The sequence below is a fragment of the Bradyrhizobium frederickii genome (genome assembly GCF_004570865.1).
In the GTDB taxonomy this organism is placed as follows: domain Bacteria; phylum Pseudomonadota; class Alphaproteobacteria; order Rhizobiales; family Xanthobacteraceae; genus Bradyrhizobium; species Bradyrhizobium frederickii.
In genome coordinates this window covers 218,668-237,022 of record NZ_SPQS01000004.1, presented here as the reverse complement: position 1 = coordinate 237,022, position 18,355 = coordinate 218,668, and the positions used below count along the sequence as shown (strand labels likewise).

Here is an 18,355-nt window from a genome sequence, read left to right as displayed (position 1 = left end):
AAGTACCGTTGACCCCTTCGGGCAGATCAGGAGCATCAGATCAGAGCACAATGGGGTCAAGAGGACGCCGACCTGATGCGGTTGCGCACCCTCCGCCGGCACCGGAATTGCCCGGATCGCCGCACCGATGTGTGACTGATATCTCTGATCATAGATTGCAGTTGGGCATTGTGCGATTAATCTGACGCTATTGCATTCGGGGGCTGGAATGCGGCTTCGGCTGTTTGTTTTATTGATTGTTGCGAGCTGGTTCGGGACCGGCGCTGCGCTGGCGGAGGCCTCAGTCCCGAACCTTCTGCGCCCGATACAGGCTCGGCGTCGTCCCGACCGCCTTGCGGAAGGCGCGGTTGAAATTGGCCTGCGACGAAAATCCCGTGGCGTAAGCAATGTCGACCAGCGGACGATCGCTGGTCGACAAGAGGTTCCTGGCGAGGTCGAGGCGCTGCCGGCTGACATATTCATGCGGCGCCGCGCCGGTCGCCGCCTTGAAGCTGCGGGAGAAATGCGCCGGGCTCATGCACGCCACCGACGCCAGATCCTTCACCGTGAAATCTCGATCGACGGACGCCGCGATGAACTCCGTCACGCGCGACAGCCTCTTGGCATCGAGCGGTTTCTGGACGGCATGGGATTGCTTCAGACGGACCGAGGTGGCCGAATAGCTGTGCACCAGATGAGCCGACAGGGCCCGTCCCAGGCTCTCGATCAGGAGGCGGCCGGTCGAGGTCTCATGTTCGAGCTCGCCGAGGATCCGGTCCGCGACGTGCTCGATGAAGATGTCCTGGTCGATGCTCTCGTAGCGGATCGACATTCCGGACGGGTCGATGTCGAGATCCCTGAGCATGGTGTCATCGAACGGCTCGCCCGGCAGGAAGACATGCAGACATTCCTGCATCTGGTTCTCGACGCGGATGAAGTCCTCGCGGATGCCGGCCGGACACAGCCACACGGTGCCCCTTCTGCCGAAAGTGCGCTGCCGCATGCCTGCACCTTCCCGATCGACGACCGAGTTGCCGCGCAGCAGGATCGCGATCTCGGTGTCGCGCGGCAATTGTGGCGGCAGATCACCCGGATCATGGCTCCACCGCTCCGCGAGCAGGTGCGACCATCGCCGCTCGTTGGATGTCTGAAGCATTCTGCCGGTAACATATTTATCGACAGAGTTGCCGAGCATACCCATCGTGTCTCTCCGTCAGATAACGCGATGTGCAGGTAAAGGTAGTGCCGAAGTCCAGCAATTAGCATGCCAGAGACCGGCCCGGGCGTCCACCGGCCGAGAGCAGGCTGGGACAACAACACCGCACATTTTGAGAAGCCAGACCGAGCCCGACCACCGCATCCTTCGGATTGCCTCAAATCAGGAAGCGGAGAGTTCCATGGCAAGGACCACGGTCATTGGCGCATGCCCCCACGATTGCCCGGACACCTGCTCGATTCTGACCACGGTCGAGGACGGCAAGGCCATCGCCGTTCGCGGCAATCCCGACCATCCGTTCACGCGCGGACGGCTTTGCGTCAAGGTCAACAACTACGAGGAGCGTGTCTACAGTGACAAGCGCGTGCTGTATCCGCTCAAACGCGTCGGACCGAAGGGCACCAGTCAATTCCAGCGGATCTCCTGGGAGGAAGCGCTGGCGACCATTGCCTCGCGCTGGACATCCGTCATTGCCGAGCACGGTGCGCAGGCAATCCTGCCCTACAGCTATCTGGGCACGCAGGGCGTCATCAATGGGCTGAACGTCGGCGATCCCCTCTTCAACAAGCTCGGCGCGACGGTTCTGGAGCGCACCTTCTGCGATTCCGGCTCTTGCACCGCGTACATGATGACGATCGGGCACACGCCGGGCGTCGATCCCGAGAGCTTCGTGCACTCGAAGTACATCATCCTGTGGGCCTGCAACACGCTGAGCACGAACTCGCATCACTGGCCGTTCATCGAGCAGGCGAAAAAGGCCGGTGCCAAGCTCGTGGTGATCGATCCCGTCCGCACCCGCACCGCGCGCCTCGCCGACTGGCATATTCCGATCCGTCCCGGCACCGATGCTGCGCTGGCGCTCGCGATGATCCACGTCGTCATCAAAGAGAATCTGGTCGATCGCGACTATATCGACAAATACACCGTGGGTTACGACGAGCTGGCCGAGCGGGCGTCCAGCTACACACCCGAATTCGCCTCGCAGGAAACCGGCATTCCCGTCGACGACATCCTCAAGCTGGCGCGGGAATATGCGACGACACCTCCGGCCGTCGTCCGCATCGGCGTCGCGGTCGAGCGGCATGCCGGCGGTGGTCAGACCGTGCGCGCGATCGCCTGTCTTCCGGGACTGATCGGCGCCTGGAAGCACGTCGGCGGCGGGCTGCTCCAGCTCCCGATCTGGGCGTTCCCGGTCAGATGGGACGTGCTGATGCGTCCCGATCTCCAGCCGGAGAGGATGCGCATGCTCAATTCCTGGCGCCTCGGAGCGGCGCTGACGGGCGAACTCGGCTTCGATCCGCCGATCAAGGCGCTGTTCGTCTACAACGCCAATCCAATGGCGATGGTGACCGAACAGGGCAAGCTCGAAAAGGGATTGGAACGCGAGGATCTCTTCACCGTCGTCAGCGAGCACTTCCTGACCGACACCGCCAAATACGCCGACATCGTTCTGCCCGCAACCACGCAGCTCGAGCAGAAGGACATCATGTTCTCCTGGGGGCATCTCTATCTGTCCTACAACAACCAGGCGATCGCGCCGCTCGGCGAAGCCGTGTCCAATACCGAGCTGTTCCGCCGGCTCGCACGCGCGATGGGCATCACCGACCCCTCTTTCTTCCGAAGCGACGACGAGATCATCGAAGCTTCCCTCGACTGGAGCAGCCCGGTGCTCGCAGGCATCACGCTCGACGACGTCAAGGGCAAGGGCTATGCGCGCCTCAACATGCCCGCGCCGGCCGACTGGGCGCCGCACCGCGAGGGCAATTTTCCGACCGCATCGGGGAAGTGCGAGTTCAGCTCGACCATCGCCGCCGGCGGCAACTTCGTGGTGCCGCTGTTCCGCCAGGGCTACAATGGCGATCAGGACGCCACGCCGGTCGATCCTCTGCCCCACTACATCCCGCCGAACGAGAACCCGCGCACCGCGCCCATGCTCGCAACGCGCTATCCGCTCAGCCTGATCTCGCCGAAGAGCCACGCCTTCCTGAATTCGAACTACGGCAACCTGCCGGCGCAGACCGCGCAGGCGGGCGAGGAGCAGGCGGTGCTCCTCAATCCGGACGATGCGGCACAGCGTGGCATCGTCGCGGGCGCGCCGATTCGCGTGTTCAACGACCGTGGCGCGTTCGAGGCCTTCGCGACCGTTTCGGCCGACGTCATGCCGGGCGTGGTGGTGGCCCCGTCGGGCTACTGGCAGCGGTCCAATCGCAGGGGCGCGACGGTTCACGTGCTGACGCCTCCCGCCTTCGCCGACCTCGGCCGTGCCCCGACATTCTCGGACATCCTCGTTCAGGTCAGCGGGGCCTGAGGATGACATATGTGGTCACCGACAATTGCCGCGGCTGCCGATACACCGAATGCGTTACCGTCTGTCCCGTGGAGTGTTTCCACGTCGATGACACCATGACCTACATCGATCCGGAAAACTGCATCGATTGCGGTGGCTGCGCGCCGGCTTGCCCGGTCGGCGCGATCGAGCCCGACTATCGCCTCGCCGCGGACAAGAAGTACTGGATCGACGTCAACCGCAAGCGCGCGACTGAAACTCCCGTCATCAGTGCGCGCCTGCCGGCGCTGCCGGGGGCCGATGAACGCAGGCAGGCGCTGGGCCGATGACGGCGTCCGCTGCAGACGAAAACCGCATCGCCGTCGTCGGCAGCGGACCGAGCGGCTTCTACACCACCGAGGCCCTGTTGCGCTCGGGCGCGCCCTTGACGGTCGACATGTTCGAACGGCTCCCGGTGCCGTACGGGCTGGTGCGGTTCGGCGTGGCCCCCGACCATCCGAAGCTCAAGCAGGTCACAACGGCCTTCGACCGGATCGCCGCAATGCCCGGGTTTCGCTTCATCGGCGGCGTGACCATCGGAGACGACGTCACGATCGACGAGCTGCGCGAGGCCTATGACGCCGTCGTGCTGGCGACGGGCGCCGAACTGAACCGGGCGCTCGACATCCCCGGCGAAGCTCTCCCGGGCAGCCACACGGCGGGCGATTTTGTCGCGTGGTACAACGGGCATCCGCAGTTTGCGGATCTGCGGTTCGATCTTCATCATGAGACCGCGATCGTCATCGGCCATGGCAACGTCGCTCTCGACGTGGCGCGCATCCTCGCCAAGACCGCGGACGAGCTGCGCCGGACCGACATCGCGCGTCACGCGCTTGACGTGCTGGCTGAGAGCCGGATTCGCGAAATCCACGTCGTCGGCCGCGGCGGACCGGCGCAGGCCAGGTTCACCGCAAAGGAATTACGTGACTTTCCCGAACTCAACGCATGCGAAACATGCGTCGACATGGGCAACGTCAGCTCCGATGAATTCGAGCCGCGATCTTCCGCCGATCCGGAGCTGACCGAAAAATTGTCGTTGCTGCGCGCGTTCTCGCGGACGTCCGTGACGAAGCCGCGGCGCTGCGTTTTTCGATTTCGTCTGTCGCCCGTCGCGCTCCGCGGACGAGACCGCCTGGAGGCCATCGCGTTCAAGCAGGAAGCGGGCGCTATCGAGGACATCGCATGCGGCCTCTCGCTCAGCAGCGTCGGCCGGAAGACCACGCCGGTGGCTGGGGTTCCCTATGATGCGCATCGCGGCGTGCATGCGAACGTCGACGGACGTGTCGCGGCCGATGGTTCGGTGGTCGAGGGCCTCTATGTCTGCGGATGGAGCAAGCGCGGGCCGAACGGCACGATCGGCACCAATCGCGGCTGCGGGATTGCGACCGCAGAGGCCGTCCTGGCGGATATCACCCATCGACGGCCGCGCTCGGACACGCCTGACGCACTGCTTGCGCGCCTGACCGGCCGCGTCGCACGCATCGTGAGCTATCCGGATTGGCGCACGATCGACGCGGCCGAGAAGCGCAGGGGAGCCGTGCTGGGCAAGCCCCGGGAGAAGTTTGTCACGATTCCCGACATGCTCGCCGCAACGGATGCGTGACTCCGAGGCGCTGCTGGGCGCCTGCTCTACTCCTGATCGACGAGATCGTCCTCGAGGATCGCCATCTGGAACTGGAACGAGCGATCGTCGTCCTCGTCGTCGACGAACAGCACGCCGATGAATTCCTCGCCGATATAGACTTCGGCGGAATCGTCCTTCTTCGGCCGCGGCACGACGCGGATCTTGGGATTGCCGAATACGCGCTTCAGATACGCATCTAACTTTCTGACTTCTTTGACGTCCACGGCAAGTCTCCGATCGAAATTGGTCGGCGGGTTTTAGGACGAGACGCGACGAACCGCCAGCATGAATTGTCAAAGAATTTTGGGGATCGAAAGGGCCGGAAAATCCGGCCCTTCGCAACGTCAAGGGCCTTCTCAAATCCCCATGGCGTTGATCATCTGATCCATGGTGCGCGACGGCTCGGCGCAGCCGGCCTCCCCGACGATCTTGGCCGGCACGCCCGCGACCGTGACGTTGTGCGGCACCGGCTTGACCACGACCGAGCCCGCGGCGATGCGCGCGCAATGGCCGATCTCGATGTTGCCGAGGATTTTTGCGCCGGCGCCGATCAGGACGCCGTGGCGGATCTTGGGATGCCGATCCTCGTTCTCCTTGCCGGTGCCGCCGAGCGTGACGCCGTGCAGGATCGAGACGTCGTCCTCGATCACCGCCGTCTCGCCGCAGACGAAGCCGGTGGCGTGGTCGAGGAAGATGCCGCGGCCGATGCGCGCGGCGGGATTGATGTCGGTCTGGAACACCGCGGAGGCGCGGCTCTGGAGATAATACGCGAAATCCTTGCGGCCCTTCAGATAGAGCCAGTGCGCCAGGCGATGGGTCTGGATCGCGTGAAAGCCCTTGAAGTAGAGCAAGGGATCGATGAAGCGCGAGGTCGCGGGATCGCGGTCATAGACGGCGACGAGATCGGCGCGGAAGGCGTTGCCGAGATCGGGTTCGTCGCGCAGCGCCTCGCCATAGGCCTGGCGCACCAGCTCGCCCGACAATGCGGAGTGATCGAGCCGTTCGGCGACGCGGTGAACCACCGAATCCTCCAGGCGGCTGTGATGCAGCACCGACGAATAGATGAAGGTCGCAAGCTCCGGCTCGCGACGGACGATGTCCTCCGCTTCGCCCCGGATCCGGTCCCAGATCGGATCGAGCGATGCGAGCTTTCCTCCCGGATTGACCTGATGCACTGCCATGGATTTGCTCTTTGGATTTGCTCTTCGAGTGGGCGCGTTTGACCGGTTCTATAGCATAGTCTAGGCGGCAAAGTCCTGACCGGCTTGCCTGAGAGTGAACTGCAACTTGCCCCGCGAAAGCCCACCAAGACCTTGAAACACAACGGTTTCTTTTGGCGCCCGGAAGCCGCAAGGTCGGCTCAAGGTGGTCAGAGTTTTGCCAAATTCAAGCCGGGCGGCGTCAAACTATTGGTGAATTCTCTCCGAGCCGCTATTGCGAGCATGGTCCGAAGCGGGGACGGGAGCAGATTTGAGCATCACCACCGATCAATTGCGCGCGCGCGCCACGGGCTCACTTTGGCTGCGTCTGGCGGCGGTGGCCCTGCCCCTCCTGATGATCGCGCCGGCGTTGTGGAACGGCTACCCGCTGCTGCAATGGGATACCGGCGGCTATCTGGCCCGCTGGTACGAGGGTTATCTCGTTCCCAGCCGCTCCACCGTGTTCGGGCTCTATCTGCATTATGGCGAGAGTTTCGGTTTCTGGATCAACCTCGCGGTCCAGTCGCTGGCGACGCTGTGGCTGCTGCAGCTCACCCTTCGCGTGCTCTCGATGATGCAGACCTTCCGCTTCGTCGCGATCAGCCTCGGCCTGATCGTGGCGACCGCGCTGCCCTGGCTTGCGAGCATGCTGCTCACCGACATCTTCGCCGGACTCTCCGTGCTGTCGCTGTTCCTGCTGATTGTGGGCGCACGCCGCACCTCGACGATCGAGAAGATCTCGCTGTTCGTCTTCACCGCCTTTGCCGCGGCAACCCACAGCGCCACGCTCGGCGTGCTGCTCGGCCTTTGCGCCATCGGCTGGATCGCACGGCCGCTTCTTGGGGAGCGCCTTCCGCTGGCCGGATTGGCGCAGGCGAGCCTCACCATCGTGGCGGGCGGCCTGATGCTGGTCTCGGCGAATTACGCGCTGTCCGGCAAGCTGGCCTGGACGCCCGGCGGTTACGGCGTCGCCTTCGGCCGCATGATGCAGGACGGCATCGTCGCGCGTTACCTTAGCGATCATTGCCCGCGCGAACGCTACAAGCTCTGCCCCTATCGCAACGAGCTGCCGGCGAGCGCCGACGAGTTCCTGTGGGGCAAGAGCATGTTCAACACGCTCGGCCGCTTCGAAGGCATGAACGATGAGATGGGTTACATCGTCGTGCAGTCGATCAAGGATTATCCGGCCTGGCAGGCCGGCGCGGCCCTGCGGGCGATGGGCCAGCAATTGCTGCATGTCGCGACCGGCGAAGGCACCAATGGCTGGATCCCGCACACCCGCGGCATCATCGAGCGCTACATCCCCGCGCAGGCCGCGCCGATGCGTGCGGCACGGCAGCAGAACTGGCAGCTCGACTTCACCGCGATCAACTGGCTGCACGTGCCGGTGGCGCTGGCATCGATGCTGGCGCTGCTTGCACTGCTCGGCAACGCACTCGCGAACCGTCGACTCGACGATTTGACATTGCTGGCGGCGACCGTGACGCTGGCGCTGCTCGGCAACGCCTTCATCTGCGCCGTGATCTCGGGCCCGCACGACCGCTACGGCGCGCGGATGGTGTGGGTCGCGACCTTCGTGGTGCTGATGGCCGTGATGCGCCGTTTTGGTGAGGACGGCAAAGCGGGATGAGATTCAGGATGCTACTCGGCAGGTGCACTCAACGGTCGGCGCATCTCTTCCAGCGACTGACGGAGAATTTGCATCGCTGAGGAAAGGAACAGACCCGCCATCAGCGCCGCGACAATCAGGTCAGGCCATTTCGAGGCCGTGAGCCAAACGGCTCCCGCCGCGATCATAACGGCGACGTTGCCAATGGCATCGTTCCGCGAGCACAGCCAGACCGACCTTACGTTGGCGTCACCGTCCTTGTACTTCATGAGCAGAAGGACACTCGTGATGTTTGCCGCGAGCGCCAAGAAGCCTACGGCACCCATGATCTCCGCTTGCGGAATGCCAAGGATCAGCACGTGATAGGCCGTCGATCCGAACACCCACAAGCCCATCAGGAACAGAGATAGCCCCTTGAACAAGGCTGCCCTGGCGCGGGTGATCGCCGACGTGCCGATCGCAGCAAGGGTGATGCCGTAGGTCAGAGCGTCGCCCAAGAAATCCAGCGCGTCCGCTTGCAGCGCCTTCGAGCCAGCCAGATGACCACCGCCGGTTTCAACGATGAACATCCCGGCATTTATCCCGATGACCAACCAGAGCCGTCGCCTGTAGTCCGCGGAAAGACCTTCGAACCTTGCTTCACTGCCGCAGCAACCACCGCAACCAGACATATGGCGCCTCCGCTTTGGGTGAATATGGGAGGATTTGCGGGAACGCGCAACATTTCAGGGTCATTGGCCAACAAGCTCACCGCCTCAGACCACATGGCCTCAGCCGCGGCGCGACAGGAAATCGAGCACGCCGGTCTTGTAGACCTTGTCGCCGACCGCGCGCATGTGGTCGCGATTGGGAATGTCGAGCACTTCGGAGCCGGGGATGATCGCGCCGAGGGCGCTGGCGGATCCGGCGACGTCGTCGGTCGAGCCGACCGCGATCAGCACGGGCACGTCGATGCGCGCGGCTTCGTCCCTGGTCATGAGGTCGCGCGTGCCGCGCAGGCAGGCGGCGAGCGCACGATGATCGGAGCGGGTCTGGTCGGCGAAGGCACGGAAGGTGCGCCCAACGGGATCGGTGACCTCGTCCAGCGAGGGCGCCTCGAGCGCTTTCGCCACGTTCTCACCGGGCCCGGTGCCCTCGATCAGGCCGCCGATGCCGATGCCGCCGAGGATCGCCGAGCGCAGACGCTGCGGCTCGTTGAGGGACAGCCACGCCGTCATCCGCCCGCCCATCGAATAGCCCATGATGTCGGCCTGCGGGATGGCGAGATGATCCATCAGCGCGAGCACGTCGCCGGCCATGGTCGGAATCGAATATTGCGCGGGCTCGTAGAGCTTTGCGCTTTCGCCGTGGCCGCGATTGTCGAGCGCGATCACGCGGCGGCCGTTCTTGCGCAGCTCCGAGACCCAGGTCGGATAGACCCAGTTCACGTTCTTGCTGGAGGCAAAGCCGTGCACCAGGATGATCGGATCGCCCTCGCCTTCGTCGAGATAGGCGATCTCAACAGCGCCGTTGTGAAAGCTCGGCATCATCAGTTCCGTAAGTCTTATGGGGGATGGATCGGTGTTAGAGCATGAACCGGAAAAGAGTGCAGCGGTTTTCCGGCAATATCGTGCTCAAACAATAGCCTGAGGTGCGCAGCGCTTCAGGCGGTCGCGGCCGCATTTGCCAGAGCGGCGTCGGCTGCGATCTGCGCGCGGCGAAGCCGGCGCGCCCGCCTGCGATCGCACCAGGCCTGGGTCAGGCGCTCGGTGGTGGCCTTGATGGACGACAGCAGACCGAACAGCGTCAGCACCGCGCCGAACAGCCACATCGCCAGCTCAAACGCGCCGCCGATCAGCAGCAGCGCGCCGCGGCCGAGCAGCTTCACGATCGCACGCGTCTTGCTGCCTTGCGCTTCCGCAAGCCGCGCCGCGCGCGCGACATCCTTCGGACCTTCGGCGATGCGCAGCGTATCCATCGCCCCGCGCGTGCCGGTCTTTCCGGCGACGCGCGTGACATCCTTGCCGAGCCGCACCAGCGCGCCGGCCTTCTCGGCCCGGAACGCGGCCTTGATCGCGCTCACCGTCTCGCCCGGACGGAACACCGATCCCTTGGCGACCGCATTCCGGAGCATCGGCGCATCGACGACCTCGCGCGCGGAGCGACCGGCCCATACTGCGAGCCCCTCGCCGAGCCGCCCGACCTTGCGCGCATCCTTCACCAGCGTCAGTCCGGCGCGCACCGGCGCCGCGCCACCGACGGACACGTAGGTTGCCGCCGTCACCGCAAGGCCGGCGGCCGCAAGCCCGAGCACGAGGCGATCGGTGTCCTCGCCCATGGCGAGGTGCTTGCCCTCCCGGACGATGTCCCTGATGTCGCCGAACACGAAGAGATCGCCGGCCACCGTTCCCGACAGGCTTGCGACGTCGTCGGCATTGCCGGTGACGAGGCCGGTGGCAAATCGCTTGGCAAATTGCGAAGTGGAATTCTCGGCCTTGACCGCATCGCCGACGCGGCTCAGGAGGTCGTCCGGCAGCGCGATGTTGCGATCGCGCGCCAGCGCGACGAAACTGTCGGCGAGATCGGCATCACCCGCGGCGAGCGCGGCCTCGATGTTGTCCTGAACCACCCGGTCGTTCTGCCGCAGCAGCGCATCGAGCTTCAGCTCGGACAGCACGGCCGGATCGTCCTGGGCGGCGAGGATCGCGCCGGCCTCGCGGGCATGCGGCGCGATCTGCACGAGCATGAAGCCGCATGCCGCGATACCGGTCAACGCTGTGCTGATTCGCAGCCACTTCATGTGGAAAAGCCTGGCGGTCCTGAGGGTCGTTTGCGCCTGATGAGTCGTCTTTCGCCGCAATTGCGCTCGTCCACAGACATAGTATGCCAAAATTGCGACACAACGTCCCCGACGAAAGAAGGGCTTCTCTCAGGCCTCAAGATTGTGTCGAATTTGCATGAGCAAATGAGCATGGGGCGATTGCGGAGCTTTCGGTTCCGCCGGACTAGCAATCATCTGCACCCGCCAGTATGGTCCGCGGCGCCTTAAAGATGCCGCGTCAGTTCTTGATTGTGTCTGCCGCCATTGCCACTCCAGGATGAGTTACGATGTCCGACCATGTCGTCCCGCACTTCCACAACGATGCCGGTGTTCCCGTCATCGAGATCGGCTCGCAAGAGTTCATGTGCGTGGGCGCCAACCCTCCGTTCGACCATCCGCATGTGTTCCTCGACCTCGGCAACGACAACGAGATCATCTGCCCCTATTGCTCGACGCTGTACCGCTTCGCGGCCGACCTGAAGGCGGGCGAAGCCCGCCCGCCGGAATGCGTCCTGAAGGACAAGGTGGCCTGACCGTCTCCGTCGGCCAGGGGTGGCGCTCTCCCGAACGATTGTCATCGCCGGTGCCGGCATCGGAGGACTGACGGCCGCGCTGGCGCTCGCGGCGCGCGGCTTCCGCATCGTCGTGCTGGAAAAGGCCGAGCGCCTCGAGGAAGTCGGCGCCGGCCTGCAGCTCTCCCCCAATGCCAGCCGCGTGCTGGTCGACCTCGGCCTCACCGAGCGCCTCAAGCTGCGCGCCGTCGTCCCGGAAGCGGTCTCGATCATGAGCGCGCGGGCCGGCGGCGAGCTGCTGCGCATGCCGCTCGGCGAAGCCGCCTCGCTGCGGGCCGGCGCCCCCTATTGGGTGGTGCACCGCGCCGACCTGCAATCGGCGCTGGCCGGTGCCGTTGCCGATCATCCCGATATCGACCTGAAGCTGGGCGCGACCTTCGAGGACGTCGCGCCGCATGCCAAGGGACTGACGGTGGTCCATCGCAGCGGCACGATCCGCCGCAGCGATCTCGCCAGCGCCCTGATCGGCGCCGACGGCATCTGGTCGACGGTGCGCCAGCATCTGTTTCCCGAGGTGCAGCCGCGTTTCTCCGGGCTGATCGCCTGGCGCGGCACGCTCGATGCCACGCAACTGCCGAAGGACTACACCGCGCCCCGGGTGCAGCTCTGGATGGGACCGAATGCCCATCTGGTCGCCTATCCGATCGCCGGCGGCCGCCAGATCAACGTGGTCGCGGTGCTGCCGGGGACCTGGAACAGGCCGGGCTGGAGCACGCCCGGCGATTTTCGCGAGGTGATGGAGGCTTTCGCCGCCCCGCACTGGCCGCCGTCGGCGCGGATGCTGCTCGCCCCGGTCGACAGCTGGCGGAAATGGGCGCTGTTCGGCGTGCCCGACGGCTGTCCCTGGAGCAAAGGGCCGGTGGCGCTGCTCGGCGATGCCGTGCATGCGATGCTGCCCTTTGCAGCCCAGGGCGCCGGCATGGCGATCGAGGACGCTGCGGTGCTCGCCCGTCATCTGAACCGCGAGACCGCGGAGAGCATCGCGGGCATCGCCGCGGCGCTGAAGCAATACGGCCGTGCGCGCGAGGCGCGGGTGCGGCGGGTGCAGCGGACCGCGCGGCAGCAGGGCCGCATCTATCATCTCAGCGGGGCGCTGGCGATCGCGCGCGATCTGGCGATCCGCACGCTCGGCCCCGACCGCATGCTGGCGCGGCAGGACTGGATCTACGGCTGGCGGCCGTGAACCGGCACGCCCTTCGGCCTCAGCGTGCCGTCCTGCCGGATTTCGGCGCAGGCTTGACGGCTGCGGCCGGCGCAGCTGCGGGCTCGCCGGGCAGTGCCGCCGCCTCCATGTCGCTCTCGCGGCATCTGTTCCTGCGCCAGGTCTCTTCGAGCAGCTTCTGCTGGCCCCGCGCGGCGACGTAATCGTTGCGATAGGCGAGCTCTGCGACGACGACGCCCCCCGCCCCGGTCTGGGCCTTCGCCATCAGCCGATCGAGCTCATCGATGCGGTTGACGAGATTCCTGCGTTCGGGTGCAAGCTGCTTGCAATCCCACAGGTCGTAGCGGGCCGGGTCCACGAAGGCCGGGCTGATGGTATCGCTGACGCTCGCGCAGCCGCCGAGCGCCGCGCCGAGCAAGCCCAGCGCAAGCAGTCCGCGCCCGGAGCGACAGCGGGAGAGAAACGAAACAGGCATGCCGGATGAATAGTCCCCGTGGATGAGAATGCCTAAAGCAATAACACATGTCCGGATTGAGGCTTTGCCTTGCGCGCCGGGCTCGCTTAAGGAAGAACCGTCCCCCCGGTTGCGCAAAGCGCCAATTCCAGACGGCCGGTGATGGACTTAAGTGTTTGATCTCGTTGGATCAAGCGGGCATGGCGGAATTGGTAGACGCAAGGGACTTAAAATCCCTCGGTGCGCAAGCGCTGTGCCGGTTCGACCCCGGCTGCCCGCACCACGAGATCTGACGCTCGCCGAGCCGCCGCCGCCTCAAGCAGTCCCGCAGCCCATCATGCGCGCCGGGCACGCAACTGTTCGTTTACCAAGCCGCCCTTCCCCGTGCGGAACGCGGGCGGCGCGACCGGCCTTTACTCCACTTTAGATCGTCTTCGCCTAAAGCGAGCGATGTCTGCCCCGTCGATGCAGACCCAGGGACACGCAGGGCCTGGAGCGGCTGGCTTCGATGGTGAGAGCTCCGATGGACGCGCGCGAGGATTGGTCCCGGTCCAGGATTGGCGGAATGCAAGCGGCGTCCGCACCTCACCCGCACGGGGTCGAGGTCTACGTCTTCCTGATTGCCTTCCTCGCCGTATTCTACCTGTCGAACGGACCGCTTCTGCTCGGCCATTACGATCTGGGTTGGCACCTCGCCGCCGGAGACCTGATCAGGCAGCGGGGCGAAGTGCCCTTGCAGGATCCGTGGGCGTTCACCGTCGGCGACAAGCGATGGTACAATCTGTCCTGGCTCTGGGACGTGATGGCCAGCGCGCTGTACCAGCAGGCCGGCCTTGCCGGGATCGTCCTCATGGTCGTCGCCTGCGGCGCGGTCATCGCCGGCTATCTCGCCTTCTGCGGTCTCGGCAGCGGCGCTTCGGCCCCCGCGGTCTGCATTGCGGTGTTCGCCGCGTGCCTGCTCTACCCCTGCTACGAAGCCTCGCCCAACATGTATCTGGCGGCATCGCCGAACATCGCGACCATGTTGTTCGCGGTCGTCTTTTACGGGGAATGCCTGCTGCGGCGGCGATGGTTCCTGTTGCCGCCGATGATGATCGTCTGGGTCAATCTGCATGGCGGCTTCATGCTCGCCTTTCCGATTCTCGGCGTCTTCGCTGGCGTCGCCTTGCTGCGGCGGGACTGGACAGGCTTTCGCAATGACTGCCTGGCGGGCGTCGGGTGCTTCATCGCGATCTTGGTCAACCCGCTGGGATGGCATGTCTATGACGGCGTGACGGCGACGCTGGGTCATTTCGTCCAGGCCGATATCAGCGAATGGCGGTCCTATTTTCACAACATGGAGCTGCCGGGGAGCCTTCCCGGCATCGCCTATGCGCTGACATTCGTGGCCCTGGAGCTGCGCTACCGAAACTCCACCCGCGTTCCGCTCGAGGCGCGCGTGCTGGCGTGGCTCTTCCTGGTTCTGGGTCTGTATCAGTTCCGATACACCGCGTTCTTCTTCATCTTCGCGAGCGTCCCGATGGCGCTTCACATCGACCGGCTGCTGCCGAAGCTCCGGAGCTTCGAGGTCCGGCGCGCGATGCTGGCCGCAGGCGTCGTCGGTGTCCTGTTGCTGCCCGTCACCTTCATGCAGGTGAGACCGGCGCTGGCATTGCCCGACATGCTCTCGGAGGATGATGCCCGCTATCTCGAGGCGCACAGCTCGCGCGGGCACCTGCTGAACCACTGGAACGTCGGCGGGCTCCTGATCTTCAGAACCCAGGGATCGGTGCCGCTCTTCGTCGACGGCCGGGCGGCGACCGCCTACCCCGACGCGTTGCTGCGGGACTATCTCGCGCTGGTCCGGTGGGACATCGACGCGGCGACCTGGGACAAGGTGATCGGCAAGTACAAGATCGATGCGGTGCTCTGGATCAGAGCACATGACCAGCTGCGGCACTTCCTGGTCGGCGAGAGGGGCTGGAAAGAGGAATATACCGGCGCCTATGTCAGCCTCTACACACGGCAACAGGCCGCTTCCAGGTAAGATCAGCCCTGCCGGGGCTCGCGCAAATCGCGAGCTGGCCGAACCGTCGATGAACACGCCCGCGACCGATCTCAGGGTCGGCCTGAAGGGCTGACTGCTCACCAATTCTTGTCCGCATCTGCTCCGCCTGCCAGCCATCCCGAAACATGGGTTGTGCAACGCAGCATCGGCGGCGAATAAGGCCGGTGAAATTGAGAGGTGAGCTTCTTGTCTGACGTCAATGCCGACGACTGGGTGTCCGCGGGACACCGCCCCATGCGCTTTCCGGAATTCGTCATCGTGATCGCGTCCATCATGGCGCTGAATCCGCTGGCGATGGACATGATGCTGCCGGCGCTGCCCAATATCGGGGCTGCCTTCCAGATCCCCGTCGCCAACCATCTCCAATTGGTGCTGTCGACCTTCCTGATCGGATTCGGCGCCGGCCAGTTCGTCATGGGGCCGCTGTCGGACCGCTTCGGCCGCCGGCCGGTGCTGCTCGGCGGCATGGCGGTCTATGCGGTGGCGAGCGTGCTGGCGGTCGCAGCGCCCTCGTTCGAGACGCTGCTGCTGGCGCGCGCGCTGCAGGGACTGGGCACCTCGGCGACGCGCGTGATCGCGACCTCGATCGTGCGCGACTGCTATGTCGGCCGCCGCATGGCGAGCGTGATGTCACTCGCCATGATGGTGTTCATCGCGGTGCCCGTGATCGCCCCCTCGTTCGGGCAGGCGGTGCTGCTGGTGACGGCGTGGCGCGGCATCTTCGTGGTGCTGATGCTGTACGGCCTGCTCGCGCTCGCATGGTGCGTGCTGCGACTGCCTGAAACCCTGCCGGAGTCCGAGCGAAGGTCGCTGGCGCCTGCCGACGTGCTCTCGGCGTTCCGGCAGACCGTGACCAACCGCCAGACCATCGGCTATGCCACCGCGGCCGGCAGCGTCATCGGCGCGCTGTTCGCCTATGTCTTCTGCGCCCAGCAGGTCTTCACCGACATCTATCACCTCGGCCATTACTTCCCGCTCGCCTTCGCCGCGATCGCCGCCGGCACCGCGATTGCCGGCTTCCTCAACGCAAGGCTGGTCGGGCGGCTCGGCATGCGCGTGATCTCGCACGGGGCGCTGACGCTCTACACGGTCGTATCCGTCGTGATGCTGCTGACGGTGTGCCTCGGCATGCTTCCGCTGAGCCTGTTCATGGTGCTCTCGGCCCTGATGATGTTCTCGTTCGGCATGATGGTCGCGAACTTCACCGCGCTCGCCATGGAGCCGCAGGGCCACATCGCCGGCACCGCCTCCTCGCTCTACGGCTCGATCACGACGCTGATCGGCATCGTGGTCGGCATGGCCATCGGACAGAGCTTCGACGGCACGCTGCTGCCGTTCTCGGTCGGCTTCTTCCTGTCGACGCTCGCCGCGCTCGCGATCGTGCTGGTGGTCGAGAAGGGACGGCTGTTCAGGCCGCATCATCGCCCCATCGCCTGAGGAACTTCCCGGACCTCTCGATGTTGTACTGCAGCAATCGAAGGGATCGGCGAGATGGAACAAGAGAGCAGAACGGATCAGCCCGCGTGGGAGACCGAGCGGCGTGCCCCGGGGGAAATATCCGAGGAGCGGCCGGACCGAAGCCTGCCATTCGCAAGTGAAGGCCTCGAGCAGGTGCGCGACAGCCACTGCTGATTGAGACCGATATCATCGCATAGAAAAAGGCGCCGCGGTTCCACCCGCGGCGCCTTTCGCTTTCAGGCGTAGGCGCGGTCGCCTACTCCGACTTGTCGACGTTCCAGAACAGCGGCGTCGCCGGGCCGTCGAGCACGCCGGTCAGCGATTTGCGCCAGCCGCTCGGCAGGAGGTACTGCCCGAGCGGGATGTAGATCACCTGCTCATAGGCTTCCTTCTGGATGTCGGCCGCGATCTTCTTCTGCTCGTCGATCGAAGGCGCGCGGACGAAGGCGTCCTTGAGCTGCTCGATCTTGGGATCTTCCGCCCAGCCGAACCAGCCGCCCTTCTTGCCCTGGCCGCCAATCGAGAGGTTGGCGATCGGGTTGGACACGTCGGGCGCGACCCAGTTGGTGAAGAACATGTTCCAGCCGCCCTCCTTCGGTGGCTTCTGGCTGGCGCGACGGCTCACCACGGTCTGCCAATCGGTCGCTTGCAGGTCGACCTTGAAGCCGGCCTCGCGCAGCAGCTGGGCCGCGACGATCGGCTGCGCCTTCAGCGTCGTGACGTCGCCCGGCGCCATGATCACGATCGGGGTGCCGTCGTAGCCGGACTCGGCCAGCGCCTTCTTGGCTTCCGCCATGCCGTTGCCCTTCACCAGCGTCTCGCCGCCGACCTCGGTCGCAAACGGCGTGTCGCAAATGAAGAACGCCCCGCAGATCTTCTGATACTTGGCATTGCCGACCAATGCGTCGAGCACGTCCTTCTGGTTCATGGCCAGCAAGGCAGCACGTCGCACTTTCACGTTGTCGAACGGCGGATAGAGGAAGTTCATCCGGCCGAGCGTCTGATAGCCGAACTTATTCAGGACCTCGATCGTGATCTCCTTGTTCGCCTCCAGCACCGGCAACATGTCGTAGGGCAGGTTCTCCATGAAATCGATGTCGCCCGATTGCAGCGCGTTCACCGCGGTCTGCGAGTCCGGCATGGTGATCCATTCGACGCGGTCGACCTTCGCCACCTTGCCGCCGGAGGTCCAGCTCGCCGGCTCCTTGCGCGGCACGTAGTCGGTGTTCTTGACGTAGACCGCCTTCACGCCCGGCTGGAATTCCGACTGCAGGAACTTGAAGGGACCCGAACCGATCTGCTCGGGAATCTGCTTGTCCGCCGGCGTCTCGGCGAGACGCTTCGGCATCATGAAGGCGACACGTGAGGACGGCTTGCCGATGGAGTCGAGCACGAGGCCGTAAGCCTCCTTCAGCTTCAGCGTGATGGTCTTGGCGTCGGTCGCCTCGATGCTCGCGGTGAAGTCCATGAGCTTCTGGCCCATGCCGTCGACCGCGGCCCAGCGCTTCAGCGAAGCGACGCAGTCTTCCGCCGTCACCGGCGCGCCGTCATGCCACTTCAGGCCGTCGCGCAGCGTGAAGGTGTAGGTGAGCTTGTCGTCGGAGATCTTCCAATCCGCCATCTGCGGCTGGATCTTGAAGCTCGAATCGGGCGCCACCAGCGTGTCGTAGACCATGTAGCCGTGGTCACGCGTGATGTAGGCCGTGGTGAAGATCGGATCGATGATGCGCAGATCGGAATGCATCACCGCCGTAATGGTCTTGCCAGCCGCGAGCACCGGCGAGGCGAGCGCCGTCGAAAGCGCGACGACAGACAGCGCAAGTTTGGAGGCAAACGCGCGAGGCCCCCGGCGCATGAAGTGCAACATAAAAAGTTTCTCCTGACGTGAAACTGTTCAAAGGCGGGTTAT

The 18,355-nt window shown here is 64.9% G+C and carries 16 protein-coding genes and 1 tRNA gene; 9 read left to right on the top strand and 8 right to left on the bottom strand.

Annotation, left to right across the window (positions count from 1 at the left end; genetic code table 11):
• Positions 1-280: 280 nt before the first annotated feature.
• A complete protein-coding gene (locus tag E4K64_RS08960) occupies positions 281-1,135 on the bottom strand; it encodes an AraC family transcriptional regulator (protein WP_135163174.1) in 855 nt (284 codons plus the stop codon).
• Between the two features lie 241 nt (positions 1,136-1,376).
• Here E4K64_RS08960 and E4K64_RS08955 point away from each other — a divergent pair, with 241 nt between their 5' ends.
• The 3 genes from E4K64_RS08955 to E4K64_RS08945 are packed head-to-tail and all read left to right on the top strand — an operon-like array spanning position 1,377 to position 5,124.
• Positions 1,377-3,503, top strand: a complete 2,127-nt coding sequence (locus E4K64_RS08955) for a molybdopterin-containing oxidoreductase family protein (protein WP_135163173.1) — start codon at positions 1,377-1,379, stop codon at positions 3,501-3,503.
• A gap of 2 nt (positions 3,504-3,505) precedes the next feature.
• Positions 3,506-3,811, top strand: coding sequence for a ferredoxin family protein (locus E4K64_RS08950; protein WP_091889461.1), 306 nt, complete (start codon positions 3,506-3,508; stop codon positions 3,809-3,811).
• On the top strand, positions 3,808-5,124 hold the full coding sequence (locus E4K64_RS08945) for an FAD-dependent oxidoreductase (RefSeq protein ID WP_135163172.1): 1,317 nt from the start codon (positions 3,808-3,810) through the stop codon (positions 5,122-5,124). The genes E4K64_RS08950 and E4K64_RS08945 overlap by 4 nt, the downstream gene beginning before the upstream one ends.
• Positions 5,125-5,150: 26 nt before the next feature.
• On the opposite strand, the gene E4K64_RS08940 is transcribed toward E4K64_RS08945, so the two are convergent.
• Positions 5,151-5,369 (bottom strand): DUF3126 family protein, encoded by a 219-nt coding sequence (locus tag E4K64_RS08940; protein WP_007602550.1) that lies wholly within the window; start codon positions 5,367-5,369, stop codon positions 5,151-5,153.
• 132 nt (positions 5,370-5,501) lie between these two features.
• Positions 5,502-6,326 (bottom strand): serine O-acetyltransferase, encoded by an 825-nt coding sequence (gene cysE / locus E4K64_RS08935; protein WP_135163171.1) that lies wholly within the window; start codon positions 6,324-6,326, stop codon positions 5,502-5,504.
• A 289-nt stretch (positions 6,327-6,615) separates the two neighbouring features.
• On the opposite strand from cysE, the gene E4K64_RS08930 reads away from it, so the two are divergent.
• Positions 6,616-7,974 (top strand): hypothetical protein, encoded by a 1,359-nt coding sequence (locus E4K64_RS08930; RefSeq protein WP_167771895.1) that lies wholly within the window; start codon positions 6,616-6,618, stop codon positions 7,972-7,974.
• Between the two features lie 11 nt (positions 7,975-7,985).
• Here E4K64_RS08930 and E4K64_RS08925 read toward each other — a convergent pair whose 3' ends face one another.
• From E4K64_RS08925 to E4K64_RS08915, 3 genes are all read right to left on the bottom strand, one after another.
• Complete coding sequence (locus E4K64_RS08925) at positions 7,986-8,624, bottom strand: cation efflux transmembrane domain-containing protein (RefSeq protein ID WP_135163170.1); 639 nt, start codon at positions 8,622-8,624, stop codon at positions 7,986-7,988.
• 99 nt (positions 8,625-8,723) lie between these two features.
• Positions 8,724-9,479 carry an alpha/beta fold hydrolase gene (locus E4K64_RS08920; RefSeq protein ID WP_135163169.1) on the bottom strand — a complete coding sequence of 252 codons (756 nt, stop codon included), beginning with the start codon at positions 9,477-9,479 and terminating at the stop codon, positions 8,724-8,726.
• Between the two features lie 116 nt (positions 9,480-9,595).
• Positions 9,596-10,732 carry a hypothetical protein gene (locus E4K64_RS08915; protein ID WP_135163168.1) on the bottom strand — a complete coding sequence of 379 codons (1,137 nt, stop codon included), beginning with the start codon at positions 10,730-10,732 and terminating at the stop codon, positions 9,596-9,598.
• A 308-nt stretch (positions 10,733-11,040) separates the two neighbouring features.
• Between E4K64_RS08915 and E4K64_RS08910 the strand changes: the two genes are divergently transcribed.
• Both E4K64_RS08910 and E4K64_RS08905 read left to right on the top strand, forming a co-directional pair.
• Entirely contained in the window at positions 11,041-11,286 is a 246-nt protein-coding gene (locus tag E4K64_RS08910; protein ID WP_007602543.1) for a zinc-finger domain-containing protein, read from the top strand.
• A gap of 19 nt (positions 11,287-11,305) precedes the next feature.
• Complete coding sequence (locus E4K64_RS08905) at positions 11,306-12,508, top strand: FAD-dependent monooxygenase (protein WP_135163167.1); 1,203 nt, start codon at positions 11,306-11,308, stop codon at positions 12,506-12,508.
• A gap of 19 nt (positions 12,509-12,527) precedes the next feature.
• Here E4K64_RS08905 and E4K64_RS08900 read toward each other — a convergent pair whose 3' ends face one another.
• Entirely contained in the window at positions 12,528-12,962 is a 435-nt protein-coding gene (locus E4K64_RS08900) for a twin-arginine translocation pathway signal (protein WP_135163166.1), read from the bottom strand.
• Between the two features lie 173 nt (positions 12,963-13,135).
• On the opposite strand from E4K64_RS08900, the gene E4K64_RS08895 reads away from it, so the two are divergent.
• The 3 genes from E4K64_RS08895 to E4K64_RS08885 all read left to right on the top strand — a co-directional run bounded on the left by E4K64_RS08895 (position 13,136) and on the right by E4K64_RS08885 (position 16,425).
• A tRNA-Leu gene (locus E4K64_RS08895) sits at positions 13,136-13,224 on the top strand.
• Between the two features lie 282 nt (positions 13,225-13,506).
• Positions 13,507-14,967, top strand: coding sequence for a hypothetical protein (locus E4K64_RS08890; protein WP_235884606.1), 1,461 nt, complete (start codon positions 13,507-13,509; stop codon positions 14,965-14,967).
• Between the two features lie 207 nt (positions 14,968-15,174).
• On the top strand, positions 15,175-16,425 hold the full coding sequence (locus E4K64_RS08885) for a multidrug effflux MFS transporter (RefSeq protein WP_135163165.1): 1,251 nt from the start codon (positions 15,175-15,177) through the stop codon (positions 16,423-16,425).
• 277 nt (positions 16,426-16,702) lie between these two features.
• Here E4K64_RS08885 and E4K64_RS08880 read toward each other — a convergent pair whose 3' ends face one another.
• The gene (locus E4K64_RS08880) at positions 16,703-18,313 is read right to left on the bottom strand and encodes an ABC transporter substrate-binding protein (protein WP_135163164.1); all 1,611 of its coding nucleotides are present in this window, start codon (positions 18,311-18,313) and stop codon (positions 16,703-16,705) included.
• Positions 18,314-18,355 lie beyond the last annotated feature (42 nt).